The 16904-nt window shown below is 72.3% G+C and carries 16 protein-coding genes; 9 read left to right on the forward strand and 7 right to left on the reverse strand.

The features are described 5' to 3' along the window. Window positions 1-91 precede the first annotated feature (91 nt). Window positions 92-1084 (reverse strand): LacI family DNA-binding transcriptional regulator, encoded by a 993-nt coding sequence (locus BGO45_RS13765; protein ID WP_292695187.1) that lies wholly within the window; start codon window positions 1082-1084, stop codon window positions 92-94. Window positions 1085-1111: 27 nt separating this feature from the next. Further along, complete coding sequence (locus BGO45_RS13770; RefSeq protein ID WP_292695135.1) at window positions 1112-2791, reverse strand: glycoside hydrolase family 13 protein; 1680 nt, start codon at window positions 2789-2791, stop codon at window positions 1112-1114. 146 nt (window positions 2792-2937) lie between these two features. Between BGO45_RS13770 and BGO45_RS13775 the strand changes: the two genes are divergently transcribed. Continuing rightward, window positions 2938-3462 (forward strand): adenine phosphoribosyltransferase, encoded by a 525-nt coding sequence (locus BGO45_RS13775; protein ID WP_076492359.1) that lies wholly within the window; start codon window positions 2938-2940, stop codon window positions 3460-3462. A 224-nt stretch (window positions 3463-3686) separates the two neighbouring features. Here the strand turns inward: BGO45_RS13775 and hpxO are convergent, their stop codons facing one another. The 4 genes from hpxO to BGO45_RS13795 all read right to left on the reverse strand — a co-directional run bounded on the left by hpxO (window position 3687) and on the right by BGO45_RS13795 (window position 6506). Next, window positions 3687-4871: an FAD-dependent urate hydroxylase HpxO gene (gene hpxO, locus BGO45_RS13780; RefSeq protein ID WP_292695138.1), complete on the reverse strand. Its 1185-nt coding sequence runs from the start codon at window positions 4869-4871 to the stop codon at window positions 3687-3689. An 8-nt stretch (window positions 4872-4879) separates the two neighbouring features. Then, window positions 4880-5200 carry a hydroxyisourate hydrolase gene (gene uraH, locus BGO45_RS13785; RefSeq protein WP_292695140.1) on the reverse strand — a complete coding sequence of 107 codons (321 nt, stop codon included), beginning with the start codon at window positions 5198-5200 and terminating at the stop codon, window positions 4880-4882. Then, complete coding sequence (gene uraD, locus BGO45_RS13790; RefSeq protein WP_292695142.1) at window positions 5197-5712, reverse strand: 2-oxo-4-hydroxy-4-carboxy-5-ureidoimidazoline decarboxylase; 516 nt, start codon at window positions 5710-5712, stop codon at window positions 5197-5199. The genes uraH and uraD overlap by 4 nt, the downstream gene beginning before the upstream one ends. Before the next feature lie 194 nt (window positions 5713-5906). Next, complete coding sequence (locus BGO45_RS13795) at window positions 5907-6506, reverse strand: helix-turn-helix domain-containing protein (RefSeq protein ID WP_292695144.1); 600 nt, start codon at window positions 6504-6506, stop codon at window positions 5907-5909. 159 nt (window positions 6507-6665) lie between these two features. Between BGO45_RS13795 and BGO45_RS13800 the strand changes: the two genes are divergently transcribed. The 8 genes from BGO45_RS13800 (at window position 6666) to BGO45_RS13835 (ending at window position 16377) form a co-directional block, all read left to right on the forward strand. After that, a complete protein-coding gene (locus tag BGO45_RS13800) occupies window positions 6666-8420 on the forward strand; it encodes a cytosine permease (RefSeq protein WP_292695146.1) in 1755 nt (584 codons plus the stop codon). Then, on the forward strand, window positions 8417-9274 hold the full coding sequence (locus BGO45_RS13805; protein WP_292695148.1) for an aspartate/glutamate racemase family protein: 858 nt from the start codon (window positions 8417-8419) through the stop codon (window positions 9272-9274). The genes BGO45_RS13800 and BGO45_RS13805 overlap by 4 nt, the downstream gene beginning before the upstream one ends. 51 nt (window positions 9275-9325) lie before the next feature. Then, on the forward strand, window positions 9326-10654 hold the full coding sequence (allB, locus tag BGO45_RS13810) for an allantoinase AllB (RefSeq protein WP_292695150.1): 1329 nt from the start codon (window positions 9326-9328) through the stop codon (window positions 10652-10654). After that, window positions 10651-11790: an acetamidase/formamidase family protein gene (locus BGO45_RS13815; RefSeq protein WP_292695152.1), complete on the forward strand. Its 1140-nt coding sequence runs from the start codon at window positions 10651-10653 to the stop codon at window positions 11788-11790. The genes allB and BGO45_RS13815 overlap by 4 nt, the downstream gene beginning before the upstream one ends. A gap of 139 nt (window positions 11791-11929) precedes the next feature. Next, window positions 11930-12112 (forward strand): hypothetical protein, encoded by a 183-nt coding sequence (locus BGO45_RS13820; RefSeq protein ID WP_292695154.1) that lies wholly within the window; start codon window positions 11930-11932, stop codon window positions 12110-12112. Continuing rightward, on the forward strand, window positions 12109-13710 hold the full coding sequence (locus BGO45_RS13825) for an AtzH-like domain-containing protein (protein WP_292695156.1): 1602 nt from the start codon (window positions 12109-12111) through the stop codon (window positions 13708-13710). The genes BGO45_RS13820 and BGO45_RS13825 overlap by 4 nt, the downstream gene beginning before the upstream one ends. A gap of 145 nt (window positions 13711-13855) precedes the next feature. Next, complete coding sequence (locus BGO45_RS13830) at window positions 13856-15103, forward strand: alanine--glyoxylate aminotransferase family protein (protein ID WP_292695157.1); 1248 nt, start codon at window positions 13856-13858, stop codon at window positions 15101-15103. Beyond that, the gene (locus BGO45_RS13835) at window positions 15100-16377 is read left to right on the forward strand and encodes an allantoate amidohydrolase (protein ID WP_292695159.1); all 1278 of its coding nucleotides are present in this window, start codon (window positions 15100-15102) and stop codon (window positions 16375-16377) included. Before BGO45_RS13830 ends, BGO45_RS13835 begins: the two co-directional genes overlap by 4 nt. Window positions 16378-16390: 13 nt before the next feature. Here BGO45_RS13835 and BGO45_RS13840 read toward each other — a convergent pair. Continuing rightward, window positions 16391-16904, reverse strand: a 514-nt coding sequence (locus BGO45_RS13840) for a hypothetical protein (protein WP_292695161.1), incomplete at its 5' end; no start/stop codon positions are given.

The following is a 16904-nucleotide window of genomic DNA, read 5'->3' on the forward strand; positions in this document are numbered from 1 at the left end:
CATCCCCGCGCGTCGGTCCGTCGGGCGGGTCGCGACATGCCGGAGTTGTGCGGGGATGTCGTGGCCCCGACCCCGCGCCCGCCTCACGGCCTCAGTGCGAAGGTGCCGCCGTCGACCCGCGTTCGAGCAGCGCGAACGGCAGCGTGCCGCGTCGAAGGGCGGGGGCGGCCCCGTCGAGGTCGGCGAGCACCGCTTCGGCGGCCCGCTCGCCCTGGCCGCGGGCGAACTGATCGACGGTCGTGAGTCCGAACCAGCGGCCGAGGTCGTTGCCGTCGACGCCGATGATCGAGACGTCCTGGGGGACACGCAGCCCGGCCTCCCGGGCGGCGAGCACGGCACCGATCGCCATCTCGTCCGAGGCCGCGAAGATCGCGGTCGGACGGTCATCGCCCTCGAGAAGGCGCCGCGCCGCGGCCGATCCCCCCTCGATCGTGAAGTCGGCGTCGGCGAACGAGGGCGCCGCGCCCGCGGCATCCATCTCCTCGGCGAAGCCGCGGCGACGCAGCGCCGGCACCGAGGATCCGCTCGTCCCGTGCGAGCCGATGTGGGCGATCCGGCGGTGGCCGAGCTCGAGCAGGTGCCGGGTGGCGAGGCGACCCACGGCGTGGTCGTCGACGGTGAGGGTCGTCAGCAGCGGGTTGGGTCCGGCGATCGCGACGATCGGCACGCCGAGGCCGCGGAGCAGCTCGGTCTCTTCCGCGTCGAGTTCCGGCGCGATCGTGATGATGCCGTCGACGCGACGCCGGCGCATGTTGTCCGAGAACACGCGGCGGCGCTCCTCGGCCGCCGCACTCACGCCGTAGAGCGTGATGTCGAAACCGCGACGGACGAGCGCGTCCGAGATCCCCGCGAGCACGGTGCTGAAGAACCATCGGTCCAGGAACGGCACGATGACCCCGATCGCCCGCGCGCGGCCGGTCGCCAGCGTCGACGCCGCCGCCGAGACGACGTACCCCAGCTCGTCCGCGGCGGTCTGCACCCGCTGCCGGGTGACGGGGGACACGGGGCCGCGCCCGCTGAGGGCTCGCGAGACCGTGGCCGTCGACACGCCCGCCCGGCGGGCGACCTCGTCGATGCCGACCACGGTCTCGCGGATCCGGGATGCCACGGCTCAGGCCGCGGCGATCCAGACGGTCGTGTCGGTCGGGAGCGAGGCGCCCTCCAAGGGTCCGCTGGCGACGAGGACGTCGCCGTCCGGCAGCTCGACCGCCGTGTCGCCGAGGTTGGCGATCACGGTGACGGCGCCGTTGCGGAACGCCACGACGTCGTCGCCGTAGCCGTCGAGCCACTCCAGCGACCCGGCGCCGAGACCGTGCGCGCGGCGCTCGGCGAGCAGCGAGCGGTACAGCGACAGGGTGGATGCCGGGTCCTCGCGCTGCACGTCACGGGCGAGCTCCGCCCACTCGGTGGGCTGCGGCAGCCAGGCCGCTCCGGTGTCGTTGAAGCCGTAGGCGGGGGCGTCCGCGGCCCACGGGATCGGGACGCGGCAGCCGTCGCGGCCGTAGCGCTCGCCCTCGGTGCGGAACCAGGTGGGGTCCTGGCGGGCGTCGTCGGGCAGGTCGATGACCTCGGGCAGGCCGAGCTCCTCACCCTGGTACAGGTACGACGAGCCGGGCAGCGCGAGCATCAGCGAGGTCGCGGCGCGGGCGCGGCGCAGACCCTTCACCGGGTCGGGCTTGCCGGGCGACTTCGGGCCGATGCCGGCGCCCTGCGGGTTCTCGGCCGTGAGCGCCAGGCGCGACGCGTGGCGGACGACGTCATGGTTCGACAGCACCCACGTGCTCGGCGCGCCGACGGCCGCGTACTCGTGCAGCGATTCCGTGATCACGGCGCGCAGCGCCTCGGCACCCCACTTCGTCTCGAGGTAGTGGAAGTTGAAGGCCTGGTGCATCTCGTCGGGGCGCACCCACAGCGCCGTCTGCGCGACGGTCGGGAGCCACGCCTCGGCGCACAGGGCGCGGTCGCCGTCGTACTCGGCGAGCACCTCGTGCCACTCGCGCCACACCTCGTGCACGCCCGGCTGGCCCCAGTACGGGACGCCGGCGGCGTCGCCGCCCATGGATCCGCCCTCGGGGTCGGGCGTGAAGTCGGGCAGACCCGCAGCCTTGATGAGGCCGTGGGCCACATCGACACGGAAGCCGTCGACGCCGCGGTCGAGCCAGAAGCGCAGGATGTCGCGGAACTCCGCGCGCACCTCGGGGTTGGTCCAGTCGAAGTCGGGCTGCGATTCGTCGAAGATGTGCAGGTACCACTGGCCCGGCGTGCCGTCGGCCTCGGTCACGCGCTTCCACATGCCGCCGCCGAACACGCTCTCCCAGTTGTTCGGGGGAAGTTCGCCGTTCTCGCCCGCGCCGTCGCGGAAGATGTACCGAGCGCGCTCGGGGCTTCCGGGGGCGGACTTCAGCGCCTCCTGGAACCAGACGTGCTGATCGCTCGAGTGATTCGGCACGAGGTCGACGATCACCCGGATGCCACGCTCGTGCGCGCCCGCGAGCATCGCGTCGAAGTCGGCGAGCGTGCCGAAGATCGGGTCGACGTCGCGGTAGTCGGCGACGTCGTACCCCGCGTCCTTCTGCGGCGACCGCTGGAAGGGGCTGAGCCAGATGGCATCCACCCCCAGCTCCTTCAGGTCGTCGAGGTGCGCGGTGACGCCGGGCAGGTCGCCCAGGCCGTCGCCCGATGCGTCGGCGAACGAGCGCGGGTAGATCTGGTAGATGACGGCGGTCCGCCACCACTCGGAACCGGGAGCGGACTCGAGTTCGGGGCGCGCGTCCTGCTGCGTGAAAGTCATGCGGTACAACCTAGTGCAAGCGCTTGCAGCGGGTCGAGTGTTCTCCTGCACGGTGACTTGGGGCGTATGTGCGCACGGAGGGCGCTTCCGCGCGCGTTTGCCCGAAGTCGCGGGAGGGGTCGCGGCCCCGCGTCTAGGCTGGATGGGTGCCCGACGCCTCCGCCCTCGCCCGTGCCGAATCGCTGATCGGCAGCATCCCCGACTATCCCGAGCCCGGGGTGATGTTCCGCGACATCACGCCCCTGCTGGCGGATGCCACGGCCCTGCGCGCCACGATCGACGCGCTGCTCGAGCCGTTCGCGGGCCGCTTCGACGTGGTCGCGGGCATCGAGGCGCGCGGGTTCCTGCTCGCCGGAGCCGCCGCCGTCGCGGCGGGCGTGGGGCTCGTGCCCATCCGCAAGGCGGGCAAGCTGCCGCGGCCCGCGGCATCCGTCTCGTACGCGCTCGAGTACGGCACCGCCGAGATCGAGATGCACGACGACATCGCCGACGGCACCCGGGTGCTGCTGCTCGACGACGTGCTCGCCACCGGCGGCACCCTCGAAGCCGGCCGTGCGCTCGTCGCCCGCCTCGGCGGCGAGGTCACCGGCACCGCGGTGCTGCTCGAGATCGACGCCCTCGGCGGCCGCCAGGTGCTCGGCGGCGACGTGCACAGCATCTTCCACGTCTGACCCCGGCGCGCGTCCGCCTCCGCCTCCGCCGTATCGCGCCGCGTCGCGGTTGAGTGTCCAAGACACGCGGACCGCGCGCCGTGGCATCCGCGTGTCTTGGACACTGAAGCCCAGACGCCGCGCCGCTCGACGTCGAGTGTCCAGGACACGCCGTTGCGTCGGGCCCCGATACGGCGTGTCTTGGACACTGAACCCGACGCCCCCCCGCGACGCCGGCCCGCGCGTCAGCCCAAGACGCTCGCGCCGAGCTCCACGGGGCTGCCCTCGATGTTGCCGACGATGCCGCGGATCACGCCGGTGCCGTCCTCGCGGCGCAGGCCGTCGTACCAGGCCTGCGTGGCCTCGACGTCGAACGCGTGCGTCTCGTGCGCCCGCTTGCGGGCGCGCAGCACGAGGTCACCGGCCCGTTCGGTGCGGATGCGCTCGTAGCGCTTCAGCGAGTCCTCGACGCCGAGCGTGGTCGTGGCGAACACGATGCCGAGGGCGAAGCTGTCCTCCAGCGCCGAGCACGCGCCCTGGCCGATGTCGGGGGCGGTGTTGTGCGCGGCATCCCCGAGGATCGCCACGCGCCCGCGCACCCAGGTGTCGAAGGGGTCGATGTCCCAGATCTCCACGCGGTTGAGCGAGGCGTCGGGGTCGATGGCATCCAGCAGCGCCCGCACTCCCGGCGCGCCCCACGAGCCGAACGCATCCTCGAGGGCCTGCATGCGGTCGGGAGTCTCGCCCGAGGGCCCGGGAACGTCGACGAAGAAGTAGAACCGGTCGCCCGCGACGGGCATCACGGCGCAGCGCTTGCCGTCGCCGACGTAGGTCGTCCACTGGTGCGGCGGTCCGATGCGCGGGTCGGCGGGGACCAGGCCGTTGTAGTTGACGTACCCGGAGTACCGCCGTTCGGGACGGATGCCGGTGGGCTCGGTGACGTAGTCGCGCACGAGCGAGCGCGCCCCGTCGGCCCCGATGAGGAGGTCGGCCGTATCGGTCGAACCGTCCGCGAAGGTCGCGGTGACCGTCTCGCCGTCGTCGGAGACGCCGACCAGCTGCATGCCGAGACGGATGTCGGTCGAGCCGACGGCATCCATCATCAGCGCCTGCAGGTCGGCGCGGGCGACCGGGTAGGGCTGCTGTCCGGTCTGGGCGGTGACGGATGCCAGGGAGAACTGACACATCTCGTCGCCGGTGTGGCCGTCGTAGTAGGCCATGTCGTGCATCTGGCCGCCGAGCGCGGCGACCTGGGTCCCGAGCCCGAGCCAGTTGAGCACCTTCACGCCATTGGACCAGAGCGACAGCGCGGCGCCGACGGGGCGGTTCTCGCGCATGCGGTCGTACACGACGACCTCGTGGCCGAGCTTCTGCAGCGCGAGGGCGGCGGAGGTTCCGCCGACCCCGGCGCCGATGACGATGACCTTCATGGCTCTCCTCAGCTGCCGCGGTAGGTCGAGTAGGCGAACGGGCTCAGCAGCAGCGGCACGTGCAGGTGCGCGTCGTCCGACACGGTGAACGCGACGGTCGCGACGGGGTGGAACGACGCGACCCCCCGCGCACGGAAGTACGCTCCCGTGCCGAACGTCAGCGCGTAGTCGCCGTCGTCGAGCCGGTCGGGTCCGAGGGCGAGGCGCCCGTCGGCGTCGGTCTCGGCGGAGTCGATCGTCGCGCCGTCGAGGTGGGCGAGCGTCACGGCGACGCCGGCCGCGGGCGTGCCGGTCGCGGCATCCAGGACGTGGGTGGTGAGGTGGGTCATTCGGTGCCCTCCGGGGCGTCGGTGACGCTGCCGCGCAGGCGCAGCAGCGCGATCTCGGCGAGCTGCCGCGTCGCTTCGAGGGTCTCGGTGTCGGGGTCGTTGCCGAGACGACGCTCGAGTTCGGCGCGGATCTCGCCCGGCGTCCGCCCCGCCGCGCGGATGAGGAAGACGCGACCGAACCGCTCCTCGTACGCGGCGTTGCCGGCGGCGATCGCGGCGACGTCGTCATCGGCCGCGGTGCTCATCGCGGCCTGTTCGCGCCGGGATGCCGCGGCCTCGGCGTTCTCGCCCGACACTCTCGCGCCGATGCGGGGGTGGGCGTGCAGGGCGTGCGCGAGGTCGGCGGGTGACCATGCGGCGGCGAGGTCTCCGGCGTAGGCGGCGAGGGCGTCGACGTCCGCGTACGGGCGACCGGCGACGACCGCGTCGACCCACCCCGGGATGTCGGCCCAGACCCGGGCCAGGGTCGTGGCATCCGCATCGTCGAGGGCGTTGAAGGCGTGCAGGTGCATGCCGGTCAGGCTAGGCGGCGCGCGTTACGGCGCTGTGGCGGGATGTGTCCGCGATGTTGCTGGGGGGAACATTCGGTGGCGGTGGCGGCGGCGGCTCTGAGAACAGGAGATCGTTCGAGAACAGGTCGATCGCGGGCGTCCCCGTCCTGTTCTGGCAGGAACGCCTGTTCTCGTGGGCGGCGGCCGCCGGCGGATCAGGCGTGGACGATCAGCCAGTGCGCCACGGCATCCGCGGTGCCGGTGTTGTGCAGGCGGTGGGGGACCGAGCAGGGGTAGCTGATGGCATCCCCGGCGCGCAGGATCACGCGCTCGGCCTCGAAGTCGATGGTCAATTCGCCCGACACGACGGTGCCGACCTCGTACCCCTCGTGGTGGAACAGCCCGTCGGCGCCGTGCGCTGACGCTCCGGGCGGGTAGATCGATTCGAAGTAGTCGACGCCGGGAGACGTCCCGGGCGTGAGGCGGCGGAACGAGACTCCGCTGTCGAGCACGATGTCGGGGGACTGTCCCGCGCGCTGGAGGGTGAAACCGGAGGGGCCCACGGGTTCGACGGGACGATCGGATGCCGGGTCGAACGCCGCCACGAGCGGAACGCCGAGGGCGTCGGTGATGGCGATGAGCCGCGACACGCTCGGCTGCAGGACGCCCCGTTCGATCTGCGACACGGCGCTGGGGGAGATGCCGAGCTTCGTGGCGAGGGTGCGCGCCGACATGCCGCGGGCGGTGCGCAGTTCGCGGATGCGAGTGCCGACGGCGGAGCCCGCGAGGTCGTCCACGGCGGCGGGCTGCGTCATGCCCCGAGTCTAGGGATGCCGCGAGTGTGAAGGAGCGACTTCACACAGCTGTTACACGAGCGAAACCAGGGCGGATGTGTGAACCCATAGCTTCACATTCATGCACCACTCCGGCCGCGGACTCCACGTCGTGGCATCCACCGTCCTGAGAGGAATGACATGACCACGACACCGCTCACCGGCCCCCACGATCTCGTGGAGGCCGCAGGCCACCCCACCGGCGGCGGCAACATGAAGCCGCAGTACGACGACCGGCTCGCCAACGAAGACCTCGCTCCGTTGAAGAAGCAGAAGTGGACGTCGTACAACATCTTCGCGTTCTGGATGAGCGACGTGCACTCGGTCGGCGGCTACGTCACCGCGGGCTCGCTGTTCGCCCTCGGCCTGCAGTCCTGGCAGGTGCTCGTGGCTCTCCTCGCGGGCATCGTCATCGTGCAGGTGTTCGCGAACCTCGTCGCCAAGCCCAGCCAGAAGACGGGCGTCCCCTACCCGGTGATCAACCGCGTGGTGTTCGGCATCCGCGGGGCGAACATCCCCGCGATCATCCGCGGCCTCATCGCGATCGCCTGGTACGGCGTGCAGACGTTCCTCGCGGCGGAGTCGCTGAACATCATCTTCCTGAAGTTCATCCCGGGCTCGGCGGCCCTGCTCGACGTGTCCTTCGCGGGGCTGTCGGCGCTCGGCTGGATCTCGTACGCGATCCTGTGGACCGCGCAGTTCCTCCTGTTCTGGAACGGCATGGAGGTCATCCGCCGCTTCATCGACTGGGCGGGGCCGGCGGTCTACCTCGTGATGATCGTGCTCGCGGTGTACCTGGTGTCGCGGGCCGGCATCCAGAACATCTCGTTCACTCTCTCGACGACGCAGCTGGACTTCTGGGCCTCGATCCCGGTGATGCTCGGCGCGATCGCGCTGGTGGTGTCGTACTTCTCCGGACCGATGCTGAACTTCGGCGACTTCGCGCGCTACGGCAAGAGCTTCGCGGCGGTGAAGAAGGGCAACTTCTGGGGTCTGCCGATCAACTTCCTCTTCTTCTCGCTGCTGACCGTCGTCACGGCGTCCGCGACCGTGCCGGTGTTCGGGGAACTGATCACCGACCCGATCAAGACCGTCGAGTCGATCGACGCGCCCTTCGCGATCCTGCTCGGCGGCCTCACGTTCGTGACGGCGACGGTGGGCATCAACATCGTCGCGAACTTCATCTCGCCCGCGTTCGACTTCTCCAACGTCGCCCCGAAGAAGATCTCGTGGCGCGCGGGCGGCATGATCGCCGCCGTCGGCTCGACCTTCCTCATGCCGTGGAACTGGTACGCCAACGACGACGCGATCCACTACTCGCTCGGCGTCCTCGGCGCCCTGATCGGCCCGCTCTTCGGCATCCTGATCGCCGGGTACTACATCGCCGCCCGCCAGCGCGTGAAGGTCGACGCGATGTTCACGATGGATGCGCAGGGCCCCTACTGGTACCGCAACGGCTTCAACCCGAACGCGGTCAAGGCCGTCATCGTGGCGGGTGTACCGACCGTGGCGATCGCGGTCTTCCCGAAGCTCTTCGCCGACCTGGGGCTGTTCAACGTCTCGTGGGTCAGCGACTACAGCTGGTTCATCGGCTGCGGCCTCGGGTACGTCCTGTTCCTGCTGTTCGAGCGGCTCGACCCCCGCGTCCCGACGTTCGCCGGCGAGATCGACGGCATCTCGGACGGCACCGTCGACGGAGCCGCGGCCACCGCGGCATCCGAGCCGCCGGCGATCTCGGGAGGGATCCCCGTGGATGCCACCGGGGCGGTGCCGCGCTCCGGAACCCCGACGCCTGAGGCAGTCACGGCGCGTGCACAGACGGTTCAGGATGCCGCAGTTCCGGAGCCCGGGACGGCGCGGCCGACAGCCGCCGGCCCGCGCGAGGCGCTCGCGTGAGGATCCTGCTCATCAACCCCAACACCTCCCGGGCGATGACCGCGAAGATCGCGGACGCCGCCCGGGAGGTGGCGGGGCCCGACGTCCGCATCGACGCGGTGTGCCCCGCGACCGGCGCGGCCGCGATCGAGAGCCACGTCGACGAGGTCGCCGCCGCGGCCGCGGTCGTCGAGCTCGTCGCGGCCGACCGCGAGGGCCCTGCCCCCGCCGACGCCTACGTGATCGCGTGCTTCGGCGACCCCGGGCTCGACGCGGCGCGCGAGCTGGTCGATGCTCCGGTCGTCGGGATCGCCGAGGCCGCGATGCACCTGGCCGCGGTGTCGGGGCGGCACTTCGGCGTCGTCACGACCCTGAGCCGCACGCTCGGCCGGGCCCGTGACCTCGTGGGTCGCTACGGCATGGAGCGCGCGTGCGTATCGCTGGCCGCGACCGGCATCCCGGTGCTCGACCTCGAGGACACCGCGTCGGACGCCGTCGCGACCATCGAGCGGTTCGCGGTGGATGCCGCGGGCTCCGGTGCCGACGTGATCGTGCTGGGCTGCGCCGGCATGGCCGACCTGTGCGCCGAACTCACGGCACGCGTGGGCGTGCCCGTCGTCGACGGGGTCGCGGCGGCGGTGGGCCTGGCATCCGGGATGGTGCGCATGGGCCTCGGGACGAGCAAGCGCGACGAGTACGCGCCGCCGCCGGTGCGCGGCGTGGCGGGTGCGGTTTCGGCGACGCTGCGCGGTGGCCCCGGGGCCACCCCTGGCGCCCCGGGGCCACGCAGCACGCCCCGACTCGACCACGCCGCCCCCGCCGCGAGCACCGCCGCGCCCGCTGACCCCTCCTTCACGGGCCGAGTGTTCGCATGAATGTTGATGACGGTTACATCGGCGAAACGCGGGGCCTTTAGCGTGATCGGCATGAGCACCAGGATCGCCGCCCGCCGCACGTACGTCGACGGGCGTTTCGTCCCCGCCACCGTCGTGATCGACGAGGGGCGCATCGCGGCCGTGACCGTCTTCGATCCCGTCGCCGACCGCGTGCTGCCCGACGACGCCGTGCTGCTGCCGGGCCTCGTCGACTCGCACGTGCACCTCGACGAACCGGGCCGCACCGAGTGGGAGGGCTTCGCCACCGGCACCGCGGCCGCCGCGGCCGGGGGCGTGACGACCGTCGTCGACATGCCCCTCAACAGCTCGCCGGTCACGACGACCCCCGAAGCACTGGATGCCAAGCGCGCCGCCGCCGCCGGGAAGCTCGCCGTCGACGTGGCCTACTGGGGAGGAGCCGTCCCCGAGAACCTCGGGTCGCTGCGCGCGCTGGCGGATGCCGGTGTCGTCGGGGTGAAGTGCTTCCTCTCGCCCAGCGGCATCGACGAGTTCGGACACCTGGATGCCGCGCAGCTCGAGGCCTGCCTCGCCGAGCTCGCGGAGTTCGACGGGCTGCTGATCGTGCACGCCGAGGATCCCGCGCATCTGCACGCCGACGGCGCCCTCGGTCCGCACTACGCCGACTTCGAGGCCAGCCGCCCGCCCGCGAGTGAGCGCGCCGCGATCCGCCGGGTGATCGACGCGGCCCGCCGCACCGGTGCCCGGGCGCACATCGTGCACGTGTCCGACGGCGAGGCACTGGACGACGTCCGTGCCGCGAAGGCGGAAGGCGTGCGCCTGACCGTCGAGACGTGCCCGCACTACCTCACCCTCGACGCCGCCGACGTGCCCGACGGGGCCGCGGCGTTCAAGTGCTGCCCGCCGATCCGCGGCGCCGCGAACCGCGACCTGCTGTGGGCGGGGGTGGCCGACGGCACCATCGACGCCATCGTCAGCGACCACTCGCCCGCGACGGTGGAGCTGAAGTCCAACCCCGACTTCGGCCTGGCGTGGGGCGGGATCGCGGGCCTGCAGACCGGCCTGTCGTCGGTGCATACCGCGGCGCGGGGGCGTGGCATCCCGCTCGAAAGCCTCCTGCCGCTCCTGACCACCGGACCCGCGCGTATCGCCGGGCTTCCGGGCCTCGGCGTCGTCGCTCCCGGCGCCCCGGCGCACCTCGTGGCGTTCGCTCCCGATGAGGAATTCATCGTGGATGCCACGGCCCTCGAATACCGGAACCCCGTCTCGCCGTGGCATGGGCAGACGCTCACCGGCGTCGTCCGCGAGACATGGCTGCGCGGGGAGTCGGTGTTCCGCCGCGGCGAGCCCGTGACGGTCCGCGCGGGGCGCGAGCTCGTGACCACGGTGGTCGAGGCATGAGCGCCGTTCCGATCCTGCAGCCCGGCGTCGGACCCATCCCCGGCGACCACTACGTCCGCGCGACGCCCGAGACCGTGCTGTGGGGGCGCCTCCCGTGCGCAGCCGATGCGGCGGTGCTCGAGATCGCGTCGGGCGAGACCGTGACGTTCGACACCGTGAGCCACGAGGGCATCCTCGACGACCAGGGCAAGGACCCGGCGGCGTACTTCGCGTCGCACGGTGTTCCGACGGAGCACGTGCTCGACGACGCGGTCGAGATCGCGGCATCCGTTCCCCGGGACGTGATGGCGGACGGCCCGCACGTCGTCGTCGGGCCCGTGCACGTGCGCGGCGCGCACCCCGGCGATCTGCTGAAGATCACGGTCGAGGCGCTCGCGCCGCGCGTGCCGTACGGCGTGATCTCGAACCGCCACGGCAAGGGCGCGCTCGTGGGCGAACTGCCCCGCGGAGAGCACAACGTCAGCGTCTTCGCGTCGGTGGCGGAGCGCGACGGCGTTCTGCACGGGACCTTGCCCGTCGTCGAGGGCGGCGACCCGGTGGTGGCGTTTCCGCTCGCACCGTTCCTCGGCACGATGGGCGTCGCGGTCGCCGGCGACGAGCGGCCGCACTCCGTCCCGCCCGGAACCCACGGCGGCAACATCGACATCAACCTGCTGGTCGAGGGGACGACGCTGTTCCTCCCGGTGCAGGTCGAGGGGGCGCTCGCGTACGTCGGCGATCCGCACTTCGCGCAGGGCGACGGCGAGGTCGCGCTCACCGCGCTCGAGGCATCCCTCCGGGCCACGCTGCGTTTCGAGGTGATCCCGGCGGATGCCGCCCGCGCCGCCTTCGGCGACGTGACCGGCCCGCTCGTCCGCACCCCCGAGTACCTCGTGCCGACCGGCATGGACCCCGACCTGGATGCCGCGATGCGCGCCTGCGTCCGGGCGTCGCTGTCGCTCCTCGGGGGCCGCTGGGGCATGGACGAGCACCTCGCCTACGCGTATCTCAGCGCCGCGACCGACTTCGACATCTCGCAGGTCGTCGACATCGTGTCCGGCGTCCACGCGCGCATCCGCGAGGCCGACTTCGCCGGGGTCGCCGCGGTGGAGCCGGTGCCGCTGGCTGGCGTGGCCGAGTCCGGGGGCGCCGCGTGAATCCCGCCGGCGCCGCCATCACCGCCGCCGCCCGTGCCGATGCCGCCGCCGGTTCAGTGTCCAAGACACGCGGACCGGGCGTCGTGGCATCCGCGTGTTCTGGACACTCAATGACGCGCATCGCCGAGGGAGACGCCGCATGACCCCCGCACTCGCCGCCGCGCTCGCCCGCGCCGATGCCGCGGACGCCGCCGGTGCCGCCCCCGGCATCGCGCCGCGCCGTGGTGCGGGTGATGGTCCAGTGTCCAAGACACGCCGCATCGCGCGGGTCGCATACGGCGTGTCCTGGACACTCGATCGCAAGGGGAGGGACGAGCGATGACGGATGCCACGATCCCGGCCGACCTGCGGGAGGCCTTCGACGCGTACGAGCGGGCGATCGTCGCGAACGACCTCGACGCCCTCGACGCGTTCTTCGCTCCCGGCGACGACACGCTCCGCGGCGACACCGCGGGTCTCCTCGTCGGACACGACGCGATCAGCGGGTTCCGGGCGCTCCGCGGCGGCGTTCCCCCGCGCGAGATCGCCGAGGTGCACTACCGCCCGCTCGCCGGCGGCGGCGAGGCCGGCAGCACCGACGGCGACGTCGCCCTCCTCGTCTCGGTCTCGGCGTTCCGCGGCGGCGGACGCGGGCTGCAGACGCAGGTGTGGCAGCGGATCGACGGACGCTGGCTCATCACTGCGGCGCACGTGACGCCGCGCACCCCGGCGCTCGACCGCACGATCTGGCGCAGCGTCGGCGATCCGTTCCTGCAGGGAGCGTGGGAGGGACCGCTCGCGGGACTCACCGTCGCCGTGAAGGACCTCTTCGCGATCGCGGGGTTCCGCATCGGCGCGGGCAACCCGACGTTCCTTGAGGAGGCGCGCCCCGAGAAGGTCACGGCCCCGGCCGTCGCCGACCTCCTCCGCGCGGGAGCGTCGCTGCGCGGCATCGCCCGCACCGACGAGTTCGCGTACTCGATCGCGGGCGACAATGTGCACTACGGAACCCCGCCGAACGGCGCGGTCGTCGGCGCCCTGCCCGGCGGCTCGTCGAGCGGACCGGCATCCGCCGTCGCCCTCGGCCACGCCGACATCGGTCTCGCCACCGACACCGCCGGCTCCATCCGCGTGCCCGCGTCGTATCAGGGGCTCTGGGGCCTCCGCACGACCCACGACCTCGTGCCTCGGCAGGGCATGCTGCCGCTCGCGCAGTCGTTCGACACGGTCGGCTGGCTCACCCGTGACGGCGAGACCCTGCAGCGGGTGGCCGACTGGTGCCTCAGCTACGACGGCTCCGCCTCCACCGAGAACGTCTACGGAGCGTCGGGCGACGACCTGCCGTGGCGGTTCCTCGTGCCCGAGGAGATCCTCGACTGCGTCGAAGCCGACACCCGCACGGCGTTCTCGCGGCTGCTGGCCGCACTGTCGGCATCCGATGATCCGCCGCCGTTCCGCGCGGTGCACACCGGAGACCTGGATGCCACCTTCACGGCGTTCCGCACGGTCCAGGGCGCCGAGGCGTGGCGCAACGACGGCGAGTGGCTGCGCGCGCACCCCGGGGCCGTGGGGTCCGCGGTCGCCGGCCGCTTCCGCGCCGCGTCGCAGATCACCGCCGCCGAGGAGGCCGCGGCGCGTCACGACCTCGAGCCGATCGCCGCGCACCTCGCCGAGCTGGTCGACGGCGCCGTCCTGATCTTCCCGACCGTGCCCGGCCCCGCCCCGCTGCGCACCGCGGATGTGGATGCCGTCCGCGCGGCGACCCTGCGCATGACCGCCCCCGCGGCGGCGGCGGGGCTTCCGGCGATCTCGGTGCCGCTGCTGACGGTGAACGGCGCGCCGGTCGGCGTCTGCCTGGTCTCGCGCGCCGGTACCGACATCGCGCTGGTCCGCCTGGCTCGCCGCCTCGCGGCGCTGGTCGGGGCGGGGGTGGGTCGATGACGCTCCCGGTCAGTGCCGCGCTCCGGAGAAAGCGCCGCGCCGCGCGGATCCTCCGCCGCCCACAGCCCCGAAGAGTCCGAATCTCCGGAGCCCGGCACGCCAGCCCCCGTATCCCCGCCATCCACCCCCGCACCACGGAGTCCCGATGACCCACCTCCCCGGCCCGATCGACCCGCCCGCCCGCCTGCTGATGGGCCCCGGCCCCATCTCGGCGTACCCGAGCGTGCTGCGCGCGATGGGGGCCCCGCTCGTCGGGCAGTACGACCCGTTCATGACCGCCACGATGAACGAGACGCAAGAGCTCTACCGCCAGGTCTGGGGCACCGCGAACGACGCGACTCTCCTCATCGACGGCACGAGCCGCGCGGGCATCGAAGCGGCGATGGTGTCGCTGATCCGCCCCGGCGACCGCGTCCTCGTCCCCGTCTTCGGCCGTTTCGGCCACCTCCTCGCCGAGATCGCGGAGCGCGCGCTCGCCGAGGTCCACACGATCGAGGTGCCGTGGGGACAGGTGTTCCCGGTGTCGATGATCCGTGAGGCGATCGAGCGGGTGAAGCCGCACCTCGTCGCATGCGTGCAGGGCGACACGTCGACCACGATGCTGCAGCCGCTCGACGAGATCGGTGAGATCTGCCGCGCCCACGGCGCCCTCTTCTACACGGATGCCACGGCCTCGCTCGGCGGCAACCCGTTCGAGATGGATGCCTGGGGTCTGGATGCCGCGACCGCGGGCCTGCAGAAGTGCCTCGGCGGCCCCTCGGGTTCGGCGCCGATCAGCCTGTCGGACCGCGCCGTCGAGGTGGTGCGCTCGCGTGCCCGGGTCGAGGCGGGGATCCGGGAGGAGGGGGATGCCGTGGCATCCGACTTCATCCGCTCGAACTACTTCGACCTGGCGATGATCCTGGACTACTGGGGTCCGCGGCGCCTGAACCACCACACCGAGGCGACCACGATGCTCTACGGCGCGCGGGAGTGCGCGCGCGTGCTGCTGCTCGAGGGCCGGGATGCCGTGATCGCGCGGCACCGGCTGCACGGCGACGCGATGCTCGCCGGCGTCGAGGGCCTCGGCCTCACCGTCTTCGGCGACGTCGCGCACAAGATGACGAACGTCGTCGCCGTCGAGATCCCCGAGGCGGTCGTGGGCGACGCGGTGCGCGCCGAGCTGCTGAACGACTTCGGGATCGAGATCGGCACGTCGTTCGGTCCGCTGCACGGGCGCGTCTGGCGCATCGGCACGATGGGCTACAACGCCCGGAAGGACGCCGTGCTCACCACCCTCGCCGCGCTCGAGACGGTGCTCCGCCGCCACGGCGCGGCGGTTGCCGGGGGCGGTGGCGTGGAGGCCGCGCAGGGCGTGTACGGGGCCGCCGTCCCGGCCGGGGCCGCCGGATGAAGACCCGGCTCCAGGTCGCGCCCGAGCGCATCGCGTCGGCCGCGCGTCGGGTGATGGGGCGCTGCGAGGAGCTCGCGCGCGTCACCGCGACCCCCGGTGGCATCGAGCGCGTCTACCTTTCGCCCGAGCACGCGCGCGTGAACCGGCTCGCCGCCGAGTGGATGCGCGAGCTCGGCATGTCGACCCGCCAGGACGCCGCCGGCAACCAGGTCGGGCGCCTCGCCCCCGCCGCAGACCGCGACGCCCCGGCCCTCATGCTCGGTTCGCACCTCGACACGGTTCCGGATGCCGGCCGCTTCGACGGCATCGTGGGTGTGCTGATGGCGCTCGAGGTCGTGCGGCTGGTGCGTCGCGTGGATGACGAGGGGATGGCATCCAGTCCGTTCCCGTTCGCGCTGGAGGTCATCGCGTTCTCGGACGAGGAGGGCACCCGCTTCGGCAAGGCGCTGCTGGGCTCGTCGGCGGTGGCGGGGCAGTGGGACCCGTCGTGGTGGGACCTGACGGATGCCGACGGCTCGACGCTGCGGCAGGCGTTCCGCGAGTTCGGCCTCGATCCGGGCCGCATCGGCGAGGCCGCGCGCAAGCCCGAAGAGCTGGTCGGGTATCTGGAGGCACACATCGAGCAGGGCCCCGAGCTCGACCGCGCGGGGCTCCCGCTCGCGGCGGTGTCGTCGATCGCGTCGGCGCGGCGTTTCTCGCTGGTCGTCGAGGGCGAGGCCCGGCACGCCGGCGGCACCCCGTACGACATGCGCCGCGACGCGCTGCTCGGCGCGAGCGAGGCGGCGCTCGCGGTGGAGCGGATCTGTCGCGCGGAGCATCACATCGTCGGCACGGTCGGTCAGCTGGAGGCGTTCCCGGGGGCGGTGAACGTCGTGCCCGGTGAGGCGGTGTTCTCGCTCGACCTGCGCGGCGAGTTCGACGAGACCCGCGACCACACGTGGTCGCAGATCTCCGCGGAACTGGATGCCATCATGGGCCGCCGCGGCCTGCGATGGCGGGCGCGTGAGGTGCACTCCGCGCCGGCGGTGTTCTGTGCCCCGCTGTTGCAGGACGTCGTGCGCGAGGGGATCGGCGGTGACGCCCCGACCCTGTTCAGTCGTGCCGGGCACGACGCCATGTCGATCGGGGCGATCACCGCCGTCGGGATGCTGTTCCTCCGCAACCCCGAGGGAATCAGTCACCACCCCGACGAGGCCGTCTCCGCCGCCGATGTCGCGGCGGGGATCCGGGCACTCGCCGAGGCGGTGCTGGCGCTGGGGGCTGAGCGGGGTTAATGCAGATTCGGCTTCAGCACGCGGGGGCCGTCGTGTACGTGGCGGTGTTGTGCCAGGTGGCGTCGTCGTAGCGTTGTGCGGTGGCGGCGATGACGTTGGTGGCGGCTTTGCGGTTGTTGAGGTAGAGGTCTCCGTTGGGGGCGAGGAAGGTGAAGATGCCGACCGGGGTGGTCCCGGTGGGCACCTTGTCTTGCAGCACATAGACCGCGCCGTTGTCGTCGTAGTAGTACGCGCCGGTGGCTGTGGTGTACGTGGCGGTGTTGTGCCAGGTGGCGTCGTCGTAGCGTTGTGCGGTGGCGGCGATGACGTTGGTGGCGACTCGTCTGTTGTTGAGGTAGAGGTCTCCGTTGGGGGCGAGGAAGGTGAAGATACCGACCGGAGTGGTCCCGGCGGGCACCTTGTCTTGCAGCACATAGACCGCGCCGTTGTCGTCGTAGTAGTACGCGCCGGTTGCTGTGGTGTAGGTGACGGTGTTGTGCCAGGTGGCGTCGTCGTAGCGTTGTGCGGTGGCGGCGATGACGTTGGTG

Source organism: Microbacterium sp. 71-36 (assembly GCF_001898305.1).
GTDB lineage: Bacteria > Actinomycetota > Actinomycetes > Actinomycetales > Microbacteriaceae > Microbacterium.

Bases quoted from the DNA above. Each gene is read 5' to 3' on its own strand.
- BGO45_RS13770 (WP_292695135.1), bottom strand. From the start codon at position 2,791: ATGACTTTCACGCAGCAGGACGCGCGCCCCGAACTCGAGTCCGCTCCC.
- hpxO (WP_292695138.1), bottom strand. From the start codon at position 4,871: ATGAAGGTCATCGTCATCGGCGCCGGGGTCGGCGGAACCTCCGCCGCC.
- uraH (WP_292695140.1), bottom strand. From the start codon at position 5,200: ATGACCCACCTCACCACCCACGTCCTGGATGCCGCGACCGGCACGCCC.
- uraD (WP_292695142.1), bottom strand. From the start codon at position 5,712: ATGCACCTGCACGCCTTCAACGCCCTCGACGATGCGGATGCCACGACC.
- BGO45_RS13795 (WP_292695144.1), bottom strand. From the start codon at position 6,506: ATGACGCAGCCCGCCGCCGTGGACGACCTCGCGGGCTCCGCCGTCGGC.
- BGO45_RS13800 (WP_292695146.1), top strand. From the start codon at position 6,666: ATGACCACGACACCGCTCACCGGCCCCCACGATCTCGTGGAGGCCGCA.
- allB (WP_292695150.1), top strand. From the start codon at position 9,326: ATGAGCACCAGGATCGCCGCCCGCCGCACGTACGTCGACGGGCGTTTC.
- BGO45_RS13815 (WP_292695152.1), top strand. From the start codon at position 10,651: ATGAGCGCCGTTCCGATCCTGCAGCCCGGCGTCGGACCCATCCCCGGC.
- BGO45_RS13820 (WP_292695154.1), top strand. From the start codon at position 11,930: ATGACCCCCGCACTCGCCGCCGCGCTCGCCCGCGCCGATGCCGCGGAC.
- BGO45_RS13825 (WP_292695156.1), top strand. From the start codon at position 12,109: ATGACGGATGCCACGATCCCGGCCGACCTGCGGGAGGCCTTCGACGCG.
- BGO45_RS13830 (WP_292695157.1), top strand. From the start codon at position 13,856: ATGACCCACCTCCCCGGCCCGATCGACCCGCCCGCCCGCCTGCTGATG.
- BGO45_RS13835 (WP_292695159.1), top strand. From the start codon at position 15,100: ATGAAGACCCGGCTCCAGGTCGCGCCCGAGCGCATCGCGTCGGCCGCG.